Source organism: Bacillus sp. FSL R5-0434 (genome assembly GCF_038004745.1).
Lineage (GTDB): Bacteria > Bacillota > Bacilli > Bacillales > Bacillaceae > Bacillus > Bacillus halotolerans.
Window position 1 is genome coordinate 1,089,365 of sequence record NZ_JBBORV010000001.1, and the last position, 19,687, is coordinate 1,109,051.

Here is a 19,687-nt window from a genome sequence, read left to right on the forward strand (position 1 = left end):
AGCCAGTGGGCTTCGCTTTTTTCATTGTTAATCCTTTGCTTCTTTTTTAATGATAGTTTGCAGCGCTTTGGTATCGTTTCGCGTTAATTTGTAATACGTGCCGTCTTTCAAAAAAATGGCCTGCTCGCTGTCGTCAATCCATAATCTGAATGAGTCAAATCTGTCTTTATGAAATTTAATCGTGCCTTCGTAATCAGGAGCTGATGTTTTTTCGGTTTTCAGCTGCTTTCCCTGATTCATAATGTCCAGCATATCTTTGACGTGCTGTCTTTTTTCGATTTCAATCTTTTCCCGCCCGTCTGAAGACAGGGTGATCAATTCCGCATCAACCGATTGATATACATCGCCTGACCGGCTGTAAAGGTAGAAAAATGCAATAAACACAAGACCGATAACAACGATGGCTGCTACTATTTTTTTCATCTGCATCACTCCAAACATTTGCTAGTTTCTCCAGCAAAGGGCGATTCCATGCGAAAAAGTCCGAACTCACAGCTTGGTTCTAAGAAATTGAATTTATGATTACAATAGAAGTAATGGGTCTAGATGTGAGGAGTGAGGCGTTATGCGCAAGTGGATTGCGGGTGCAGGGCTTGCATATGTGCTGTATGGGCTTTTTTTCTATTGGTATTTCTTTATGTCCGGCGATTCCGCTGTGCCGGAGGCCGTGAAAGGAACACAGGCTGACCCGGCTTCTTTCATGAAGCCGTCTCAATTGGCTGTCGCCGAACAGTATTCTGATGTGAAGAACTTTTTATTTTTTATCAGTATTCCTCTTGATTGGTTTCTGTTTTTTGTATTGCTGACCAGCGGTGTTTCAAAGAAAATCAAGCAATGGATGGAAGCGGCTGTGCGTTTTCGTTTTTTGCAGATCATCGGTTTCGTGTTTGTGCTTTCGCTGATCACGGCTCTGGTGACGCTGCCTTTGGATTGGATAGGCTATCAGGTATCACTTGATTACAATATTTCGACGCAGACAGCCTCCAGCTGGGCTAAAGATCAAGTCATTGATTTTTGGATCAGTTTTCCGATCTTTACACTTTGCGTGCTGGTGTTTTATTGGCTGATCAAAAAGCATGAAAAAAAATGGTGGTTTTACGCCTGGCTGTTAACAGTGCCGTTTTCGCTGTTTCTGTTTTTTATTCAGCCGGTGATTATTGATCCTTTATACAATGATTTTTATCCGCTGAAAAACAAAGAGCTGGAAAGCAAAATTTTAGCACTGGCCGAAGAAGCAGATATTCCGGCTGATCATGTATATGAAGTGAATATGTCAGAGAAAACAAACGCGCTTAATGCCTATGTGACAGGAATTGGGGCTAATAAGCGGATTGTTCTATGGGATACGACGCTCAATAAACTCGACGATTCAGAAATTCTCTTTATTATGGGGCACGAAATGGGCCATTATGTCATGAAGCACGTGTATATCGGAGTGGCTGGCTATTTAATCGTGTCGCTAGCGGGATTTTATATGGTTGATAAGCTTTACAAGCGGGGGGTACGGCTTGCACGCAATCTGTTTCATGTAGAGAGCCGGCGTGATCTTGCGGCATTGCCGCTGTTATTGCTTATCGTATCTGTTTTGAGCTTTGCTGTTACGCCTTTTTCTAATGCTGTTTCCCGCTATCAGGAGAATAAGGCTGACCAATATGGGATTGAGCTGACAGGGGACAGCGAAGCCGCAGTCAGAACGTTTCAGGATTTGGCTGTTACGGGGCTGAGCCAGGTTGATCCGCCTTTTCTCGTGAAACTTTTCAGAGGGAGCCATCCTTCGATCATGGAACGGATTCAACATGCGGAAACCGAAGAAAATACCTCAGAACACCCGGCCTCAGAACAGGGGGACGACCAATAAAAAAAGAAGCAGGTATGGAGGGGACTGACCCCATAAGATGAGACAAATAAAAAACACCTTCAAGTTTGAAAACGGATAGTTGTTATCCGAAATAAGACTTGGAGGTGTTTTTTGTATGGGAACAAGAATGAGTTATCCGATTGAAGTCAAACAGAAGGCTGTAGAAATGAGATTGGCAGGCGTGCCTATGAAAGAGATCATGCAGGAATTGAATATCAGGAATAAGACGCAGGTTCAGACATGGGTTAGATGGCATAAAGCTGGGGATACACATCGATTTGAACAGCCTGTTGGTAAGCAATACACTTACGGAAAAGGTCCGGAGTATTCTTCCGAATTAGAGAAACTGCAGGCAGAGAACCGTTATCTGAGACAACAAAATGAAGTTTTAAAAAAGTACAACGAATTGGAAAGGAAGTTGATAGCCAAACGTCAGTCGAACTTGTAGAAGTATTGCACGGCACAATGACCGTACAGAATATCTGTGTTCATTTAGGTATCTCACGAGCGTCTTATTATCGTTGGAAGAAGAACCTGATGAAAGATCATCCCAAGCGCCATTTGGAAAAACAAATCGGCACGTTGTGCCGAGAGCACAAGTATCGATATGGATATCGAAAAATTACAGCTATATTAAAAAAGGAAATGCGTATTAACCATAAAACGGTTCAGCGTATCATGCAGAAAAATCAGTGGCAGTGCCGGGTTAAGGTGAAAAAGCGCAAGAAGAATGGGCAGCCATATGCCGTGGTTGATAATATATTAGATCGAAACTTTCAGTCCGATCATCCTCTTGAAAAACTAGTAACGGATATCACGTATTTGCCTTATGGACAGAAACAATTGTACCTTTCCAGTATATTGGATGTATACAATGGAGAAGTAATTGCTTTCACGATTGGAGATAAGCAGGACACAGACTTTGTCTTAAACACACTTGATCAGCTGCCAACACTGCCTCAGAACTGCGTGTTACATAGTGACCAAGGATCTGTGTATACATCTTATGAGTATCAGAAAGCTGTTAAAACAAAAGGCATTACCATGAGCATGTCCCGCAAAGGGACGCCCGCTGATAATGCCTCCATCGAATCGTTTCATTCCTCACTAAAGTCTGAAACGTTCTATCTTAACAGCATTAATCGAACCACGACCGCCATCGTAGAACGCACTGTCAAAGAATACATTTATTATTATAACAACATTCGTATTCAAACGAAACTAAACAGCCAATCACCGATAAGCTATCGGCAATTGGCTGTTTAAAAGGTGTTTTGATCCCTGTCTCAAAAACGGGGGTCAGTCCCGGAGTGACCTGCTTCTCTTTTATCTTATTGTGCAGCTGCTTGAACGTTGATTAACCCTTTTCCATAGTAGAAAGAGCTGCCAAGGTTTGTCGCAGTGCTTTCTAAACGATCACGGACTTGCGCATTTGACCAAGTCGGATGTTTAGAAAGGATTAAAGCTGCTGCTCCGGCAACGTGAGGTGTCGCCATTGAGGTTCCGTTGTAAGAGCCGTATGTGCCGCCAGGAAGTGTGCTTTGGATCGACACGCCGGGAGCCATAACGTCAAGCTCAGAACCTGCGCTTGAGAAGGAAGCTCTTTGGTTGCTGCTGTTTACTGCGCCTACTGCAATAGTAGAAGGATATTTTGCAGGGTAGCCGACTGTGCTTGAGCTGCCTGAACTTCCTTCGTTTCCGGCTGCGGCAACAACGACGATACCGCTTGCAACCGCTTTATCGACTACTGTTTTCAACGCTGTAGATCCAGTAGGTCCGCCAAGACTCATATTGATGACATCCATGTTGTTAGAAATCGCCCATTCAATACCGTTAATAATCCAGCTGTATTGGCCGCTTCCTGTAGAATCAAGCACTTTTACTGCATATAATGATGCGCTAGGCGCTACGCCCAGAACACCAATTGTGTTATTAAGAGCGGCAACAGTACCGGCTACATGCGTGCCGTGAGAACTGCCGTCTTGGTATGGGTTTGTTTCAGAAGGTACGAAGCTTGCTCCGCCTCGAACGTTTAAGTCAGGATGAGAAGAGTCAATTCCGCTGTCGATGACAGCTACTTTTACATTAGAGCCTGTGTAGCCTTGAGAGTGAAGAGCCGGCGCTTTAATTTGAGAAATGCCGTAAGGAACAGATTGCGCATATTCATGTGCAACATGATCTTCTTCCACATAAGCAACACTCGGATCTTTTTTCAGTTCTTTTACAGCTTTTTCATCCAATGTTGCTGTGGCTGCATTTACATACTTAAATTGCTTTTGAACTTTCCCGCCTTTTTCAGAAATAACATCTTTTTTCTTGGCGGTGCTCATAGCTCCCATTGTCTGTTTAAACCCGACAATGTACTTCTTTTCTTCACTGTTTTTTCCGGCAGCCTGTGCAGACATGTTGCTGAATGCCATCGTGAAGATTAGCGTGAACGCAAACAACAAGCTGATCCACAATTTTTTGCTTCTCACTCTTTACCCTCTCCTTTACGATTTCAGAGCAGCCCATTAATAGACTATTCTGTGAATTTATTGTAATAGATTGGATGCTATTTTAGTAGACCCATTTTTTTGAGATTGTTTTATTTCTATTTAGGTATATCATCTCTCGTTATTTCTATAGAGACTCGAAATAACTGCATTCATACAGAAAAGAACGAAAATAGACATGAGTAAATAATCATTATGTTGAAATTTCATGTTTTTTCAGGTTAAATCCTCCCGCGACCAGAAAAAACCCTGTCGAATAAATCAGTTCCATTGACCTGCATGTTTTTCTATGAGATCAATGGATATTATCGTGATATTTTTTCCATGCATGCTGAAAAAAGTATTCTGATCAATATGGTTTACAGAAAATTCTATTAAATATAAAATGTAATTCTTAACAGTATATAGAGAGAAGGAAACGAGATGAACATTCGTCAAGCTTTACCAGCAGATGCGGCAGCTATAGCACCGCTGTTTAATCAGTATCGAGAATTTTATAAGCAGGCGTCGGATCTGGAAGGAGCGGAGGCTTTTTTGAAAGCACGCCTGGAAAAGGAAGAGTCTGTTATTTTTATCGCAGAAGAAAATGGGGAATTCATTGGTTTTACACAGCTTTATCCAGCCTTTTCTTCCGTGGCTATGAAAAGAATCTACATATTAAATGATTTATTCGTCGCTTCTTCTGTACGAAAAAAGGGAGTTGGCCGGCGGCTGCTTTCCGCTGCAAAGGATTATGCCGCGGAAAACGGAGCGAAATGTTTAAAGCTGCAGACGGAACATCACAACCGGACGGCAAGAAGTTTATATGAGCAAAACGGCTATGAAGAGGAAACCGCATTTGTGCATTACAGCCTTAATGTGCCGGAGAAATGAAAATAGAGGCCTCATGATTTGGTTTTTTGGCCGATGTTCGGTTACGATAAAAATGAAAAGGAGTGTGCCGAATGTCAACGTTATTTCAAGCATTGCTGGCAGAAAAAAATGCAGATGATGTTTCAGTCAATATCAAAACCATATCAACAGAGGATTTGCCGAAAGACGGCGTGCTGATTAAAACAGCATATTCAGGCATCAACTACAAAGACGGCTTGGCCGGAAAAGCGGGCGGCAATATTGTCAGAGAATATCCGCTTATTTTAGGCATTGATGCTGCAGGTACGGTTGTCTCTTCAAATGATCCGCGTTTTGCCGAAGGGGATGAAGTCATTGCGACAAGCTATGAGCTTGGTGTCTCACGTCATGGCGGATTAAGCGAATATGTTTCAGTGCCTGGCGACTGGCTGGTGCCTTTGCCAAAGAACCTTTCGCTGCAGGAAGCGATGGCGTACGGAACGGCGGGGTTTACAGCGGCGTTATCTGTGCATCGTCTTGAACAGAACGGACTCTCTCCTGAAAAAGGGAGCGTGCTTGTCACCGGAGCAACCGGCGGTGTCGGCGGAATTGCAATAACGATGCTCAGCAAACGCGGCTACAACGTGGTCGCAAGCACAGGAAACCGGGAGGCGGCTGACTATTTGAAGCAGCTCGGTGCTGATGAAGTAATCAGCAGGGAAGATGTCTATGACGGTAAACGTAAGGCGCTGTCCAAGCAGCAATGGCAAGGAGCTGTCGATCCTGTAGGCGGTAAGCAGCTTGCCTCGCTTTTAAGCAAAATCCAATACGGCGGATCTGTCGCGGTGAGCGGTTTAACGGGCGGGGGAGAGGTTCCTGCAACGGTGTATCCGTTTATTCTTCGCGGAGTCAGCCTGCTGGGGATAGACTCAGTCTATTGTCCAATGGATCTTAGAGCGGCGGTTTGGGAGCGCATGGCCTCCGATCTTAAGCCTGAACAGCTTCTGACAATCATAGACAAGGAAGTCTCATTAACAGAAGCACCTGATGCGCTAAAAGATATTTTGCAAAATCACATTCAAGGAAGAGTCCTTGTAAAACTGTAAAATTGAAGTTTCAGCTTGCAGAAAAAACGATGCTTTTTCTGCAAGCTTTTTTGTTTGATTCTAGAATATGCAAGTGCATCTCATAGCAACAGAGAAACGTTCCTTCGATGTGAAACTTTCTATACTGATTTTCAATAATAATAGTGATAATGATTATCATTCCGTGTTATACTATCTTTTGGACATCTTAATTGAGAAACTACATACAGGAGAGACTGGAATGTTATGAAAAAAACACTGATTATTCTTACAGTTTTACTTCTTTCTGTTTTGACTGCGGCTTGTTCTTCTTCAGCCGGCCATCAAAACAGTGAAGAAAATAAAGCAGCGGTAACACATGATTTAGGGAAAACGAACGTGCCTGAGCATCCGAAGCGGGTCGTTGTGCTTGAGCTTGGCTTTATCGACACTTTGCTTGATCTCGGCATTACGCCTGTTGGAGTGGCGGATGACAATAAAGCAAAGCAGCTGATCAACAAGGATGTACTGAAAAAAATTGACGGCTACACCTCTGTCGGCACACGGTCACAGCCAAGCATGGAAAAAATCGCTTCGCTAAAACCGGATTTGATTATTGCAGACACGACCCGTCATAAGAAGATATATGATCAGCTGAAAAACATCGCGCCGACGATCGCGCTTAATAATTTAAATGCTGATTATCAGGATACAATTGACGCTTCTCTTACCATTGCCAAAGCAGTCGGCAAAGAGAAGGAAATGGAGAAAAAGCTGACAGCGCATGAAGAAAAAGTGAATGAAACAAAGAGAAAGATCAGTGCGAACAGCCAATCTGTGCTTTTGATTGGAAATACAAATGATACGATTATGGCCAGAGATGAAAATTTCTTCACATCGAGACTTTTAACACAAGTCGGCTATCAATATGCGATCAGCACGTCCGATAACAAAAAAACCGGTAATGGCGGCGACTCTGTGAACATGAAAATGACACTTGAGCAGCTGCTGAAAACAGACCCGGATGTAATCATACTGATGACAGGAAAAACAGACGACATTGACGCGGACGGCAAACGCCCGATCGAAAAAAATGTTCTGTGGAAGAAGCTGAAAGCAGTGAAAAACGGACATGTGTACCATGTTGATCGTCAGGTATGGTCTCTGCGCCGCAGTGTGGACGGAGCGAATGCGATTTTAGATGAGCTTCAAAATGATATGGCAGCAGAAAATAAATAAGAAAAGACAGGCAAACGCCTGTCTTTTCTTATTGAATAAAACCGGATAAGTGGCTATTGATGTTATAATCTTTAATTTTCCATTTTTCTTCTGCAAATTCAATGTTACTGAGGCAGGCATTGACAAGGCGCGTATTTTGAAGCTCGGCATCACCGCCGGAAATCTCTGTCAGCAGTGCGTGAATCGCTGCGCCGTGCGCGACAATCAGTACCTTTTGATTTGGATATGCGTGGTTTACTTTCACCAATCCGCCCATCAGCCTGTCCGTGAGCTCTTTTAGCGTTTCCATGTTTGGATAGTTCTTGTCCGGATAGCGCTTTGTCCGTTCTTCAAGCGGCATGCCCTCCGCGTCCCCGTAATCACGCTCCTTAAAGTCATCCATCTCAACGATAGGAAGATTGAGGTATTCATTAATAATGTCCGCGGTCCTTCTGGCTCTTTTCAGCGGGCTGGTGACAATGATATCCCAAGAGAAATCTTTTAAGTATTCTCCGGTTTCTTTTGCTTGGCGTTCGCCTGTCGCGTTCAGCGGGATATCTGTTTTCCCTTGGCATTTTTGCTGCAGGTTCCAATCGGTTTCTCCGTGTCTTACTAAGCAAACGGCTGTCATAAAATTCCCCTTCCTGACTTTGATCTTATCGCTATTATACTAAATCAGAGGCATGCATCCTATGAAAAAGCCTATGCCAAAACCTCAAATAATAAAGCCAAGCCGATTCCGCCGCCGCTTCCGATGGCGGCGACAGCATATTGACAGCCTGTCCGTCTCTGCGCTTCATAAAACAATCTGGTGACCAGTGCCGCCCCGGAAGCGCCGTAAGGATGGCCGAGAGCTAACGCGCCGCCCCGCACATTGATCTTCGTATAGGGAATGCCAAGTTCTTGTGAGCAGACACATATTTTAACGGCAAAGGCTTCGTTGATTTCGTATAAACCGATATCGTCACTTGTCAACGCGTTTGCAGCTAAAAGCTTTTTGATCGCTTCAACCGGCGCGGCGGACGGATAGTTGGGATGAGTGCCGCTAACGGCGCTTCCGATAAAGCGCAGCACAGGTTTATAGCCGAGGGATGCAGCTTTTTTCTCTTCCATGACAAGGAGTGCAGCCGCTCCATCTGAAATGCCGCTGCTATTGGCGGCTGTAACCGTTCCGGAGCTGGTGTCAAACACCGGCTTTGCACGAGAAATGATCGCTTCCATCGGCCGTCTTTTCAGAAAAGCTTCGTCTGTTTCCAACTCCCCGAGAGGAACAATCTCTTCACGGTACAATCCTTCGGTATGAGCACTCCAGCTGCGTTGAAAGCTGAGAAGCGCGTATTCGTCCTGCATGTTTCTTGGGATGGCATAGCGTGCTGCTGTATATTCGGCCGCCATGCCCATATCGGGATCACCAACAGTGTCCGGCGAAAAGCGGGCTCTTTCTGAAAAAGGCGATCGGCTGCTGCTTTCTGCGCCGCCTGCGATATAAATGTTTCCGGCACCCGCTTTGATAAGATTGCATGCGGAACGCACTGCTTCAAGCCCGGAGCCGCATTGTCTATCAATCGTCATGCCGGGAACAGATAAAGGAAGTCCAGCTTGAAGTGCTGACAGACGGGCGAGGTTGCCGCCTCTGCCAGTGGCGTTTCCCAAAATCACCTCGTCAATTTGATCCTCTAACTTTCGGCCGAGACAGCTGATGAGAGGAGCGGCCAAATCCTCCGGCAGAAACTGCTTCAGCAGTCCGTTTTCTTTTCCGAAAATCGTTCGTTTTGCATCTGCAATAACCGCGTTCAATTCACCATACCCCGCAGCCATTTTTTTACGTTCGAACGGGCAATTTTGCCGCTGCTTGTTTCCGGCATACTGTCTGTAAATACCCATTTTTTCGGGATTTTGTAGGATGCCAGTTTCTGCTTGCACCAGGCTTTCAGCTTTTTGGCGTCTGTATTCCCGCAAATGACGGCCGCGGCGATTTCTCCCCAATACTCGTCCGGAATGCCTGCCACAGCTGCTTTTTCAACCTCTGGGCAGGAGAGAAGCACGCGCTCAATTTCTTCAGGGAAAATATTTAATCCGCCATATACGATCATCCCGTTTTCCCGTCCTGCTATGTACAGAAATCCCTCTGCATCAACATAGCCCATGTCATCTACTGTCATCCATTCCGATTGATCTGGTGTGCGGCTGTTTACATAGCCTGAGAACTTCATCGGGCTTTTGACGAATATTTTCCCGATTTCCCCCGGCTGACAGATGTCCCCGGCGGCGCTGCGGATCTCTATGCGGACATTATGAAAAGGGCGGCCCGCTGAATGAGGTTTTCGTTTGCTGTCTTCTGGTGAGAGATACGCAACAAAGCTAAGCTCAGATGTGCCGTAAAAATCGTACAGCTTCAAATGAGGCCATTTTGATGCAAGCTTCTCCTTGGATGCTGCCGGCCAGTCCGCTCCCGAAGAAATGATTTTAACGGAGCTGTCAGGGAAAGCGTGAATGTTGGCGAGGGCATCTGTCATTGTCGGTACGGTATAGAGTACGCTGATGGATTTCTGTGTTAACCACTCCTTCGTTTGAGCGGGAATGAATTTTTTAAGCAAACAAACGGTACCCCCGAGATACAGAGTGCTGACAGCACCGTATAAAAAGTGAGAGGACAGTAATGTTCCCTGAATCAGAACTTTGTCATTTGAAGAGACCAAAAAATCAGTATTTGTACAATGAAAGCTTTCAATCCAAGAGCGATGAGAGCGCGTAAATGCTTTCGGCTTGCCTGTTGAGCCTGATGTAAAGCCCATATAAAAGGGAAGCTCCGGATCAACGGCTGGGGCCGGGGCAGCGGATGCCTCTGAGATATGCGCCATACAGTCTTCCAGCCAAACTACGGGTGTCAGACAATCTGTCAGTTTGTTCTTAAAAAGAGATGAAGCCACCACAAAATCAGCACCGCTTAATGCCAGCCGCTCACCGCATTCAGCCGCACTCCAGCGTGTATCAATAGGAACCGCCGTACATCCGGCCGCGGCAGCTCCGGCAAACAGCTGTAAAAATGCAAGGCTGTTTGGGAGCAGGATGGCTACACGTTTTGGAACGTTTGGCTGCGCCCGCAGCCAATTGGCAGTTTGGGTGACGAGCCGGTTCCAATCCCGATATGTAATATGTTCAGATTCAGTCTGGATCGCAATCCGGCTTGGATTTTTATTGGCAAAGGATAGATATGTATGTGTAATGGTCACAGAATGTCAGCCTCCTTTTGTATACATCGTATCAGAAAGAGACAAGGCTTGGGTGATCTTAATGGCAAGCAGCGCAGATGCTGCCGCTTTTAATAAATCGCCGGGCACAAATGAAAGACTTATAAAACTGGCCTGTAACAGATCAATATGCATGATAAAAGCTTGTACAGGAATGCCAAGCAGGTAAATAAAGGCGATGCCGAATACAATATGAATGAAAAAGAGACGGAACACTGTCACCTTACGCAGTCTGTGAACAGCTAGGCTGATCAGCCACGAGGCGAACGGATAAGCAATCAGAAAACCCGCGCTCGGTCCGAAAAAAACGCCAAACCCGCCGCGGCCGCCGGGCAATAGCGGCGCTCCAAAGGCGACGAGCAGCAAAAAGACAAGCTGGCTTAAAAAAGCGGCTTTGGGTCTGAGAATGCTGCCGGCCAGCATGACACCGAGCGTCTGCAGTGTAATGGGGACAGGTGTAAAGGATAAGAAAAGAGGGGGGATAAAACCAAGCACTGCCATCAGTGCAGTAAAGATTGCAATGTGCATCATGTTTAGTAATTTCATATAAAATCCTCCAGCTAACGAATAAAATATGGTTATACAATAAATGCAGACAGCTTTTATGTCAACTTAATTTTAATTAGGGTTTACAAACGGGCGCAAAAAAACCGGCCCTGCGGTCGGCCGGTTTTTGATGATTATTCTTCTGTAAGAATGACAAGCGAATCAACAGAAGCAGCCACATGAGAAACGGCGCGGCTGACCTCCTGGAGCCCTCCGAGAAAAGCCTGCAGATCGACGTCAATTTTTCCTGATTGTTCTTTGCTGACTTTCATGCTGTGAACGATTTCATCGAATAAACGGTTAATTTGTGTCATTTTTTCTTTGCTTTCGCTGACAAGTCCGTTCACGTCTTTAATATGCTTCGACACGATGTTGATTTGTGTATTGGTGTTGTTCACAAGCTCGGACACTGTAGAAACGGTTTTTTTCGTATCTTCAGACAGCTTTCGCACTTCATTGGCCACAACGGCAAAGCCTTTGCCGTGTTCGCCTGCACGGGCTGATTCAATAGATGCGTTTAGCGACAGAAGATTCGTTTGTTCGGCGATGCCTGTGACGATGCCGAAGATTTTTTCAATTTGCTGTGCGATTTCATCCAGCTTGACCATTTCTTTTTCGATTTGGACGAGGCTCGTATCGATCTGGTTCATCTGTTTTTGCTGGATTTCAAGCTCTTTTTTCCCGCCGATCGACTTTTCTTCAACGGTGCTGGATGTCACTGTGCCGGCTTTGGATGCTTCGGAAATGCCTTCAGATTTGTCAACAAGCTCTTGAACGGATCGGCTTGTTTCTGAGAACAAATTTGCGATCGACCCGGAGGTTTCTTGGATTCTCTGATGCAGAAGATTTTTCCTTTCTTCTTGTTCATCGCGGGTTTGGTTGTACTCATTCTGAAACGCTTCAAGGACAAGCTGCTGTTCTAAGTTCAAGATTTTAGTTGTTGCTTTGATTGCTTTCAGCAGTTCCTGGTGATCTGTAATTGATTTTTCATAAATGTCAATCATTGATAGAAGCAATTCCTGAAACGCCCCCATGTACCATTTTGGCAGAAGGCCGATTCGTAAATGGATAGAAGCAATTTTATTTCGTTTTTCAATAAATTCATCATCAATGACACCGGCAAACATTTCTTGAATATGCCGTTTTAACGTTTGTTTTAAGCGGTCAACTGAGCTGTGGTCGTTAATGATATCCATTAATGAGCTTTCATGATCAAGATTTTTATAGAAAGCGTCAACGATGTAAACAATGTTTTGTTGGATTAAGGGCTGTAGCTCCTGCAGCACGTGCAGCTCTGGATCTCCCAGTCTGACCATTTTGAGCTGTTTTTTCACATCTGAGAACTTGTTTGTGAGCTGAATGCGGTTTTTTTGCTGGTCGTTTGAATCTGAAAAATAAGCCGTTTCTTTTTTTCTATCTTTTTTAAATAACAATACAGTGATCCCCCTTGGGAAAATATAATTTTATCTTTTGGCTTTTTAAGCCTTTTTCTTTTTTATCGGTCAAGGGAAGCACGAATGAAGACGGCAGATAGAAAATATTTATAAAAAAACCGTTCAGTTATATGAACGGTTTAATCAAGGTCAATTCGTTTTAGTGGTTTGATGGCCGGTCCTTCAACTACCTCGCCAGTTGGTTTAAAGCGTGATCCATGGCACGGACAATCCCATGTGTGCTCTCCATCGTTCCATTCCACTTCACAGCCTAAATGGGTGCAGGTTGTATCAACAAGATGCAGGCAGCCCGTTTCATCTCTGAATGCCCCCGCGCGTCTGCCGTTAATGGTGACGGCTTTTCCTTCACCTGGCGCGATCTCTTCAAACTCGACGTCCGGTTTTTCAAGCTTCCCTTTAATGAAATGCTTAGCCACATCTGCATTGTAAGAAATCACCTTTTGCAAGCCGGGATTCAGATGGAAACGAGACGGTGTAAAAATACTCTCATATGGATTGTCTTTTTTCTCCACAAGGTCTGACAAAAGCTGAGCTGCGACAGCTGCTGATGTCATGCCCCATTTTTTGAAGCCGGTCGCAACGAGAATATTGTCTTCGTTTTCAGACATAGGCCCGATGAATGGGATTTTATCGATTGTCACGAGATCCTGTGTGGACCAGTAATAGGGAATGCTTTCGATTCCAATTGTGCTTTCTGCCAATTGTCTCAGCGTTTCGTAATGGGTCGACATGTCTTTGCCTTGGCCTGTTTTATGGCTTACTCCGCTGAAGAGAATCAGCTTTTCTCCGTTCACAATGGTGTAGCGAAGGGCAACTGACGGCTGGTCTATACTTAAATACATGCCCTCAGGATAGTCGATTTTCGGCTTGACGGCGAGGACATAGGATCTATCAGAATACATTCTTGCTGCATATAACCCGCCTCCGTCATAAAAAGGGAAATGGGAGCAGCATACGATAAATCGGCTTTTAATGGCGTGCCGGCTTTTTGTAACAACTTCAGGCATTTCTCCTTTTTTAATATCAAGCGCAACAGTCTCTTCATAAATCCGTCCGCCCTTTTGCACGATCTGATCAAGGAGCCCGGTTAAAAAGTGAAGCGGGTGAAATTGGGCCTGATTCTTCATCACGAGCGCCAGCTTAGAGCCGACGGGAAGCGGAAGATCTTTTAAGAGATCCCTTTCAATCCCGAGTTTTGTGTATGCCTCATGCTCAGTGCGGATTTTTTGTACAGCATCTTCACTTGTTGTGTAAAGGTAAGCGTCTTGTTCGGCCCATTCGCAATCGATCTGAAGTTCATCAACAATTCCTTTTATATAATCAATTGCATTCTGGTTCGCTTCATAATAAAGCCTTGCGTGGTTCAGTCCGAAATTGCGGATTAATTCATCATAAATCATGTCGTGCTGCGCTGTAATTTTTGCCGTTGTGTGGGCCGTTGTGCCATTGAGAACCTGATTCGCTTCAATCAGAATGACACGGAAGCCTCTTTTGGACAGCTCATAGGCCGTCGTGATTCCTGTAATGCCTCCTCCAATAATGGTGACATCACATTCCGTATCTTCTTGCAGCGCCGGAAAAGAAGGCAAGTCCGCCGATGTTTTCCAATATGTTTCGGGAGCTTCTTTTGAAAAAGGTTGATTAGCCAAACCATTGTACCTCCAATATCATTTATTCTTAATTTTTCCATTTTCTATCTTTTCATACATAGGAAGCAGGCTTTGTTCATACCATAATAGGGTTGAAAAGGAGTGATTGCATTGGCGAATGAGAAAAAGAAAACATTGCCGCCGCAGCATCAGGACCAGCAGCCGGGATTCGAATATCTGATGGATCCCCGTCCGGTATTTGATAAGCCGAAGAAGGCAAAAAAACTAGCGGGCAAAACGGCCATTATTACAGGCGGAGACAGCGGGATCGGACGCGCTGTATCGGTGTTATTCGCAAAAGAAGGGGCGAATGTGGTCATTGTGTATTTTAATGAACATCAGGACGCCGAAGAAACAAAGGAGTATGTAGAGAAAGAAGGGGTGAAGTGCCTGCTGATTGCAGGAGATGTCGGAGATGAAGCCTTATGTAATGAAGTGGTAAGACAGGCCAGCCAGGCTTTTCCAACCATAGATATTTTGGTTAATAATGCCGCTGAGCAGCATGTGCAGCCGAGCATTGAAAAAATCACTAGCCACCAGCTGATCAGAACCTTCCAGACGAACATTTTCTCTATGTTTTATTTAACGAAGGCTGTGCTGCCTCATTTGAAAAAAGGAAGCAGTATTATCAATACAGCATCGATCACCGCGTACAAAGGCAATAAAACACTGATCGATTATTCAGCGACGAAAGGAGCCATTGTCACTTTTACAAGATCCCTTTCCCAATCGCTTGTCCAGCAAGGCATTCGTGTCAATGCGGTTGCGCCGGGGCCAATCTGGACACCGCTCATTCCGGCTAGCTTTGCTGCAAAAGATGTGGAAGTGTTTGGTTCGGATGTGCCGATGGAACGGCCGGGCCAGCCGGTGGAAGTGGCGCCGAGCTATTTATATCTTGCCAGCGATGATTCCACTTACGTCACCGGCCAGACCATTCATGTCAACGGGGGAACGATTGTAAATGGGTAATTAAAAAAGCCAATCCTTAAGGATTGGCTTATTCGCTCTGTTTGAGCGCTGCATATTCTTTAGAGAGCGTAAGAAACGCATCTTTATCTTTTTCGTCCAAGGCTTTGTTGATTTGGTCAGTCAGCATGGTCAACCGACGCTTAAACAAGGATTCATCGAGCACCATTTGAATGTAAATATCCATCATTGTTACATCAAATTCTTTTGTTTTTTGCGTGTTGCGGGACTTCATGAGCTCAGTGTACGACTTTTTCTCTTTCATAAAGAATCCCCCCAATGCCTTTTTTATAGTATATGGATAACGGTCGAAAAAATCAATAAATTTTTATAATCTTTAGACAACTAATACTTGGCAATCTATCGACATATCCTGCGAAATGCTGTGATCTGAAATCATGCAGTAAAGTAAAATCGGTTTATTACTAGTAAAATAGAACTAAAAAATATAAATAAAAGATGATTTTAGTTCATTTGTTAAAAAATCCTGTCGTTTTATAAACACAGATGATAGATTATTAGTATAAATTTTGCAGAAAAAGGATGGAGGCCATAACATGAGTCAGAAAACTGACGCACCATTAGAATCGTATGAAGTAAACAGCGCAACAATTGCCGTTTTGCCAGAAGAAATCGACGGCAAAATCTGTTCAAAAATCATTGAAAAAGACTGTATGTTTTACGTCAGCATGAAGCCGCTGCAAATTGTCGACCGAAGCTGCCGATTTTTCGGATCAAGCTACGCGGGAAGAAAAGCGGGAACTTATGAAGTGACAAAAATTTCTCACAAACCGCCAATCATGGTGGACCCTTCGAACCAAATCTTTTTATTCCCTACACTTTCTTCGACTAGACCCCAATGCGGCTGGATTTCCCATGTGCATGTAAAAGAATTCAAACCGACTGAATTCGACGATACGGAAGTGACGTTTTCAAACGGAAAAACGATGGAACTGCCGGTCTCCTGCAATTCGTTCGAGAATCAGGTATACCGGACAGCCTGGCTCAGAACCAAATTTCAGGACAGAATCGAACACCGTGTCCCGAAACGGCAGGAATTTATGCTGTACCCGAAGGAAGAGCGGACGAAGATGATTTATGATTTTATTTTGCGTGAGCTCGGGGAGCGGTATTAGAAAATAGAAAGGAGCTGACCAAATAGGGCAGCTCCTTCTAAAACGCTAGGCCGTCGGAATTCCGCCAGTGATGCCGTATATTTGAGATGTCACATAGCTTGAATTCTCTGAAGCTAAGAATACATAAACATCTGCCAGTTCCACCGGCTGTCCCGCGCGGTTTAATGGTGACGGCGGCGTCCCTTTGCCGAATTTCGGAATGTTTTCAGTTGGCTGTCCGCCGGAAATTTGCAGCGGAGTCCAGATTGGTCCTGGCGCAACAGAGTTCACTCTGATGCCTTTGGGCGCCAGCTGTTTTCCGAGCGCAACGGTAAAGCCGATAATGGCGTTTTTCGTCGCCGCATAATCTAACAGCATCGGGCTTGGGTTGTAGCCTTCAACTGAAGTTGTGGTAATAATAGACGCGCCCTCCGGCAAATACGGTAGCGCCGCTTTAACAACCCAATATAGCGAGAAGACGTTCACTTCAAACGTTTTATAGATTTGTTCAGTAGGAAGGTCTTCGATGTTTTGCACTGCTTGCTGTTTACCGGCAACGAGCGCTAACACATCCAGCCCGCCGAGTTCGTTATGCGCTTGTTTGACTAAATCGTGACAAAACGATTCGTCACTCAGATCACCTGGAATCAGGACTGCCTTGCGTCCTTCTGCTTCAATCAGTTCTTTTACTTCTTTTGCATCAGGCTGTTCCGCGGGCAAATAGTTAATTGCCACATCGGCGCCTTCCCGCGCATAAGCGATGGCGGCAGCGCGGCCAATACCGGAATCACCGCCGGTGACAAGAGCTTTTCGGCCATTTAGTTTGCCAGCTCCTTTATAGCTTTTTTCTCCGCAGTCCGGAACCGGCTTCATTTTTTGCTGCAGACCGGGCGGTTCTTGGTATTGTTCAGGAAATTCATCGTGAAAAAATGCTGTTAAAGGATTGTTTCGTTTTGTATCAGACATCATCAACGCTCCTTTTTGTGTGGTGTACATTCGTATGTGTACCCTTGAGCAAAGTGAGAAAAACATGTTTTGGCAGTTTGCATCTCTGCAAGACAAAGAAACTGCCGCTCCTTCCATATTTATCTTGTAAAATATGACGAATTGAATTATGATAAAATCGCTATAAAACAACTAAATATTGGGTATGGGGGAGTATATTGTCATGAAAAAAGCCGCGGCGCTTTTGCTGTCACTCGGTCTCGTTTTCGGTTTTTCATACGGAGCTGACCATGTGGCGGAAGCCAAAACGAAGGTAAAGACGTATAAGAACTGCAAGGAATTAAACAAAGTGTACAAAGGCGGGGTAGCCCGTACGTCCAAGGTGAAAAATAAAGGCGGAAAAACGAAGTACAAGCCTTACGTATCTAAGGCGCTTTATGATGCCAATAAAAAGAGCGACCGTGATAAAGATTTTATCGCCTGCGAACGCTAAACAAAAAAGCAATCTGTTGTCCAGATTGCTTTTTTCTTGTTTAAGCGGCTTGATCAGCAGCTGTGCTTTTCGTTTTTCTTGTCACGAGACTTACCGCTATCATGACCGTAACATTCAGCAGCAAAGCGACAATGCCGACGTTTAAGTCTTTCGCCGCTTGCGGCAGCGCCGGAAATAAAGTGCCGATTGTTGTTTCCGTAACCGTAATATAAGAAACCGCTCCGACTCCCGTTATAATGCCGGCAAAGGCTCCTTGTTTGGTCACGATCTTATGCTTGAACAGGCTGAACAGCAGGGCCGGAAATAGCTGTGTGACGAGGCTGTATCCCATAAGGAGAAGCGTAACGATTGTGTTCCCGCCTTTGAATGTAAAGTACACAGCAATCAGCGCAATCACAGGCACTAAACATTTAGCTAATAATGACACCTGCTGTTCCGTCGTGCGGGGAGCAAACACTTGATAAACATTTTTGGCAAACAAAGTGGAGGCCGACATTAAAATCATGGAACCCGGCACAAGCGCTGTCAGCAGTCCGGCTGCACCGATGATTCCGACAAACCAAGGATCAAAGGTTTGAAGAGACAGTCTCAAAAGTGATAAATCCGCGTCTGCGCCTTTCAGACCGGGAACTTGCAGGATAGCCGCAAAGCCGACGAAAAGGACGAATAGAAGGACCAGCTGGTATAAAGGCATAATAATGGCGTTTTTTCGAAAGACTTTTGGGTTTTCTGCTGAATAGGAAGCGGAAAACGTATGGGGCCACATGTAAAAGCCCAGCGCCGTCAGCAGCACGGTTGAACTGAACCATGCAGCACTTTGCCCTGTTTCGGGCAGGGTAATAAAACCGGGATTTGCGTTTTCAATCTGCTGAAACATGTCTTGAAATCCGCCGTAGTAATGAATCGGCAGATATATGCCTAAGAATAAAACGACGGCCAAAATCATGATGTCTTTGACAACGGATATCCAGGCGGACCCGTGGATGCCGGATACCATAACGTAAACTGTGATTGAAATGACGCCGATCCAAATGGCAGCAGTAGGAGAAATTTTTCCGTAAGACGTTTCCGATACAATCAATCCAAGCCCTTTCAGCTGCAGCACAAGATAAGGAATAAGCGCGGCAATGCCGACAAGTGAGACGAGCACGCCAAGCAGCGGGCTGTTGTACTTTTTGATGAAAAAATCGGACTGCGACATCAGCTTATGCTGTTTCGCATAGGACCATACCGCCGGCAGGAGCCAATAAGAAAGAATATAGGCCAGACAGCCGTAGGCGATGATGTAAAAGGCAGGCCCGCCTTTTCCGTAAGCCCAGCCGCTTCCGCCGAGAAACGTAAACGTCGTATAAATCTCTCCTGCCATCAATAGGAAAACAAAAACAGTACCGAAGCCGCGGCCTCCAACCGTCCACTGCTCAAGGTCCATGTCTTTTCCTTTTTGGGCGCGTACACCGAGAAACATGCTGAATAGCAGGACACCAAAAATGATGATGAGAGCTGCGTTCATTCTGCTTCCTCCCTTTTATTTTCTTTGTCGAGGACATACACGATCGCCATCAGGACAGAGGTCAGCAAAGCCCACATGACGACATAGGCGAGAATGAATGGCATGCCAAACAGATAGGGTGTCACTTTGTTTGCAAAAGGGATGCCAAGCAAAAGTCCGATGAAGGGCAAAGCGGCAAGAATGTGAATCAGTTTCATAAAATCCTCCTTTGATCAAAAGTTGGGCGGTGCGTGTCATGTGCAGGCTGCAAATCATGTCGCTAATTTGGCGGCACATGTCATTTTTTGGGGAG

20 protein-coding genes and 1 pseudogene are annotated in these 19,687 nt (G+C 45.0%); 8 read left to right on the forward strand and 13 right to left on the reverse strand.

The genetic code is table 11. The annotated features are described in order from the left end of the window. Positions 1-27: 27 nt before the first annotated feature. Complete coding sequence (locus NYE43_RS05600; protein WP_103672400.1) at positions 28-423, reverse strand: hypothetical protein; 396 nt, start codon at positions 421-423, stop codon at positions 28-30. Positions 424-565: 142 nt separating this feature from the next. On the opposite strand from NYE43_RS05600, the gene NYE43_RS05605 reads away from it, so the two are divergent. Further along, positions 566-1,858, forward strand: a complete 1,293-nt coding sequence (locus NYE43_RS05605) for a M48 family metallopeptidase (protein ID WP_103672397.1) — start codon at positions 566-568, stop codon at positions 1,856-1,858. Positions 1,859-1,973: 115 nt separating this feature from the next. Further along, positions 1,974-3,124 (forward strand): IS3 family transposase gene (locus NYE43_RS05610; protein ID WP_127695692.1). Its coding sequence is split into 2 segments (ribosomal slippage): positions 1,974-2,247 and positions 2,247-3,124, totalling 1,152 coding nucleotides; the frame shifts between segments, so codons are not numbered across the junction. Between the two features lie 65 nt (positions 3,125-3,189). Here NYE43_RS05610 and aprE read toward each other — a convergent pair. Then, positions 3,190-4,335: a subtilisin AprE gene (aprE, locus tag NYE43_RS05615; RefSeq protein WP_024120806.1), complete on the reverse strand. Its 1,146-nt coding sequence runs from the start codon at positions 4,333-4,335 to the stop codon at positions 3,190-3,192. A gap of 441 nt (positions 4,336-4,776) precedes the next feature. Here aprE and NYE43_RS05620 point away from each other — a divergent pair, with 441 nt between their 5' ends. From NYE43_RS05620 to NYE43_RS05630, 3 genes are all read left to right on the forward strand, one after another. Further along, complete coding sequence (locus NYE43_RS05620) at positions 4,777-5,226, forward strand: GNAT family N-acetyltransferase (RefSeq protein WP_024120808.1); 450 nt, start codon at positions 4,777-4,779, stop codon at positions 5,224-5,226. A 71-nt stretch (positions 5,227-5,297) separates the two neighbouring features. After that, positions 5,298-6,290: an NADPH:quinone oxidoreductase family protein gene (locus NYE43_RS05625; RefSeq protein WP_103672343.1), complete on the forward strand. Its 993-nt coding sequence runs from the start codon at positions 5,298-5,300 to the stop codon at positions 6,288-6,290. 225 nt (positions 6,291-6,515) lie between these two features. Further along, positions 6,516-7,487, forward strand: a complete 972-nt coding sequence (locus tag NYE43_RS05630; RefSeq protein WP_151174888.1) for an ABC transporter substrate-binding protein — start codon at positions 6,516-6,518, stop codon at positions 7,485-7,487. Positions 7,488-7,515: 28 nt separating this feature from the next. Here NYE43_RS05630 and NYE43_RS05635 read toward each other — a convergent pair whose 3' ends face one another. The 7 genes and pseudogenes from NYE43_RS05635 to NYE43_RS05660 form a co-directional block, all read right to left on the reverse strand. Next, positions 7,516-8,097: a histidine phosphatase family protein gene (locus NYE43_RS05635; RefSeq protein ID WP_095713691.1), complete on the reverse strand. Its 582-nt coding sequence runs from the start codon at positions 8,095-8,097 to the stop codon at positions 7,516-7,518. Between the two features lie 71 nt (positions 8,098-8,168). Continuing rightward, positions 8,169-9,263, reverse strand: a complete 1,095-nt coding sequence (locus NYE43_RS05640) for an acetyl-CoA C-acyltransferase (RefSeq protein WP_341061222.1) — start codon at positions 9,261-9,263, stop codon at positions 8,169-8,171. Beyond that, positions 9,260-10,699, reverse strand: a complete 1,440-nt coding sequence (locus tag NYE43_RS05645) for an acyl-CoA synthetase (protein WP_341061223.1) — start codon at positions 10,697-10,699, stop codon at positions 9,260-9,262. The genes NYE43_RS05640 and NYE43_RS05645 overlap by 4 nt, the downstream gene beginning before the upstream one ends. A 6-nt stretch (positions 10,700-10,705) precedes the next feature. Next, positions 10,706-11,263: a biotin transporter BioY gene (locus NYE43_RS05650; RefSeq protein ID WP_341061225.1), complete on the reverse strand. Its 558-nt coding sequence runs from the start codon at positions 11,261-11,263 to the stop codon at positions 10,706-10,708. A gap of 134 nt (positions 11,264-11,397) precedes the next feature. Further along, a complete protein-coding gene (locus tag NYE43_RS21710; protein WP_369810943.1) occupies positions 11,398-11,913 on the reverse strand; it encodes a methyl-accepting chemotaxis protein in 516 nt (171 codons plus the stop codon). A 288-nt stretch (positions 11,914-12,201) separates the two neighbouring features. After that, positions 12,202-12,579, reverse strand: a pseudogene (locus NYE43_RS21715) (protoglobin domain-containing protein); the annotation flags it as partial. Positions 12,580-12,836: 257 nt separating this feature from the next. Further along, complete coding sequence (locus NYE43_RS05660; protein WP_341061227.1) at positions 12,837-14,366, reverse strand: FAD-dependent oxidoreductase; 1,530 nt, start codon at positions 14,364-14,366, stop codon at positions 12,837-12,839. A gap of 111 nt (positions 14,367-14,477) precedes the next feature. Between NYE43_RS05660 and NYE43_RS05665 the strand changes: the two genes are divergently transcribed. After that, on the forward strand, positions 14,478-15,335 hold the full coding sequence (locus NYE43_RS05665) for an SDR family oxidoreductase (protein ID WP_339236479.1): 858 nt from the start codon (positions 14,478-14,480) through the stop codon (positions 15,333-15,335). A 28-nt stretch (positions 15,336-15,363) separates the two neighbouring features. Here NYE43_RS05665 and NYE43_RS05670 read toward each other — a convergent pair whose 3' ends face one another. Further along, entirely contained in the window at positions 15,364-15,597 is a 234-nt protein-coding gene (locus NYE43_RS05670; RefSeq protein WP_010333637.1) for an IDEAL domain-containing protein, read from the reverse strand. 292 nt (positions 15,598-15,889) lie between these two features. On the opposite strand from NYE43_RS05670, the gene comK reads away from it, so the two are divergent. Further along, positions 15,890-16,468: a competence transcription factor ComK gene (gene comK / locus NYE43_RS05675; RefSeq protein ID WP_024120818.1), complete on the forward strand. Its 579-nt coding sequence runs from the start codon at positions 15,890-15,892 to the stop codon at positions 16,466-16,468. A 45-nt stretch (positions 16,469-16,513) separates the two neighbouring features. Here the strand turns inward: comK and NYE43_RS05680 are convergent, their stop codons facing one another. Next, a complete protein-coding gene (locus tag NYE43_RS05680; RefSeq protein ID WP_101863809.1) occupies positions 16,514-17,413 on the reverse strand; it encodes an SDR family oxidoreductase in 900 nt (299 codons plus the stop codon). A 202-nt stretch (positions 17,414-17,615) separates the two neighbouring features. Between NYE43_RS05680 and NYE43_RS05685 the strand changes: the two genes are divergently transcribed. Continuing rightward, the gene (locus NYE43_RS05685) at positions 17,616-17,885 is read left to right on the forward strand and encodes an excalibur calcium-binding domain-containing protein (RefSeq protein ID WP_010333640.1); all 270 of its coding nucleotides are present in this window, start codon (positions 17,616-17,618) and stop codon (positions 17,883-17,885) included. Positions 17,886-17,925: 40 nt separating this feature from the next. Here NYE43_RS05685 and NYE43_RS05690 read toward each other — a convergent pair whose 3' ends face one another. Together NYE43_RS05690 and NYE43_RS05695 are read right to left on the reverse strand one after the other, a co-directional pair. Beyond that, positions 17,926-19,395: a sodium:solute symporter family protein gene (locus NYE43_RS05690; RefSeq protein ID WP_024120821.1), complete on the reverse strand. Its 1,470-nt coding sequence runs from the start codon at positions 19,393-19,395 to the stop codon at positions 17,926-17,928. Next, positions 19,392-19,592 carry a DUF3311 domain-containing protein gene (locus tag NYE43_RS05695; RefSeq protein WP_010333642.1) on the reverse strand — a complete coding sequence of 67 codons (201 nt, stop codon included), beginning with the start codon at positions 19,590-19,592 and terminating at the stop codon, positions 19,392-19,394. Before NYE43_RS05695 ends, NYE43_RS05690 begins: the two co-directional genes overlap by 4 nt. Positions 19,593-19,687: the final 95 nt, after the last annotated feature.

What these genes read in the sequence shown, in the direction of transcription:
- comK (WP_024120818.1), top strand. Translation starts at nt 15,890, where the DNA reads ATGAGTCAGAAAACTGACGCACCATTAGAATCGTATGAAGTAAACAGC.
- NYE43_RS05620 (WP_024120808.1), top strand. Translation starts at nt 4,777, where the DNA reads ATGAACATTCGTCAAGCTTTACCAGCAGATGCGGCAGCTATAGCACCG.
- NYE43_RS05685 (WP_010333640.1), top strand. Translation starts at nt 17,616, where the DNA reads ATGAAAAAAGCCGCGGCGCTTTTGCTGTCACTCGGTCTCGTTTTCGGT.
- NYE43_RS05680 (WP_101863809.1), bottom strand. Translation starts at nt 17,413, where the DNA reads ATGTCTGATACAAAACGAAACAATCCTTTAACAGCATTTTTTCACGAT.
- NYE43_RS05625 (WP_103672343.1), top strand. Translation starts at nt 5,298, where the DNA reads ATGTCAACGTTATTTCAAGCATTGCTGGCAGAAAAAAATGCAGATGAT.
- NYE43_RS05635 (WP_095713691.1), bottom strand. Translation starts at nt 8,097, where the DNA reads ATGACAGCCGTTTGCTTAGTAAGACACGGAGAAACCGATTGGAACCTG.
- NYE43_RS05690 (WP_024120821.1), bottom strand. Translation starts at nt 19,395, where the DNA reads ATGAACGCAGCTCTCATCATCATTTTTGGTGTCCTGCTATTCAGCATG.
- NYE43_RS05600 (WP_103672400.1), bottom strand. Translation starts at nt 423, where the DNA reads ATGAAAAAAATAGTAGCAGCCATCGTTGTTATCGGTCTTGTGTTTATT.
- NYE43_RS05695 (WP_010333642.1), bottom strand. Translation starts at nt 19,592, where the DNA reads ATGAAACTGATTCACATTCTTGCCGCTTTGCCCTTCATCGGACTTTTG.
- NYE43_RS21710 (WP_369810943.1), bottom strand. Translation starts at nt 11,913, where the DNA reads ATGAACCAGATCGATACGAGCCTCGTCCAAATCGAAAAAGAAATGGTC.
- NYE43_RS05630 (WP_151174888.1), top strand. Translation starts at nt 6,516, where the DNA reads ATGAAAAAAACACTGATTATTCTTACAGTTTTACTTCTTTCTGTTTTG.
- NYE43_RS05605 (WP_103672397.1), top strand. Translation starts at nt 566, where the DNA reads ATGCGCAAGTGGATTGCGGGTGCAGGGCTTGCATATGTGCTGTATGGG.
- NYE43_RS05670 (WP_010333637.1), bottom strand. Translation starts at nt 15,597, where the DNA reads ATGAAAGAGAAAAAGTCGTACACTGAGCTCATGAAGTCCCGCAACACG.
- NYE43_RS05650 (WP_341061225.1), bottom strand. Translation starts at nt 11,263, where the DNA reads ATGAAATTACTAAACATGATGCACATTGCAATCTTTACTGCACTGATG.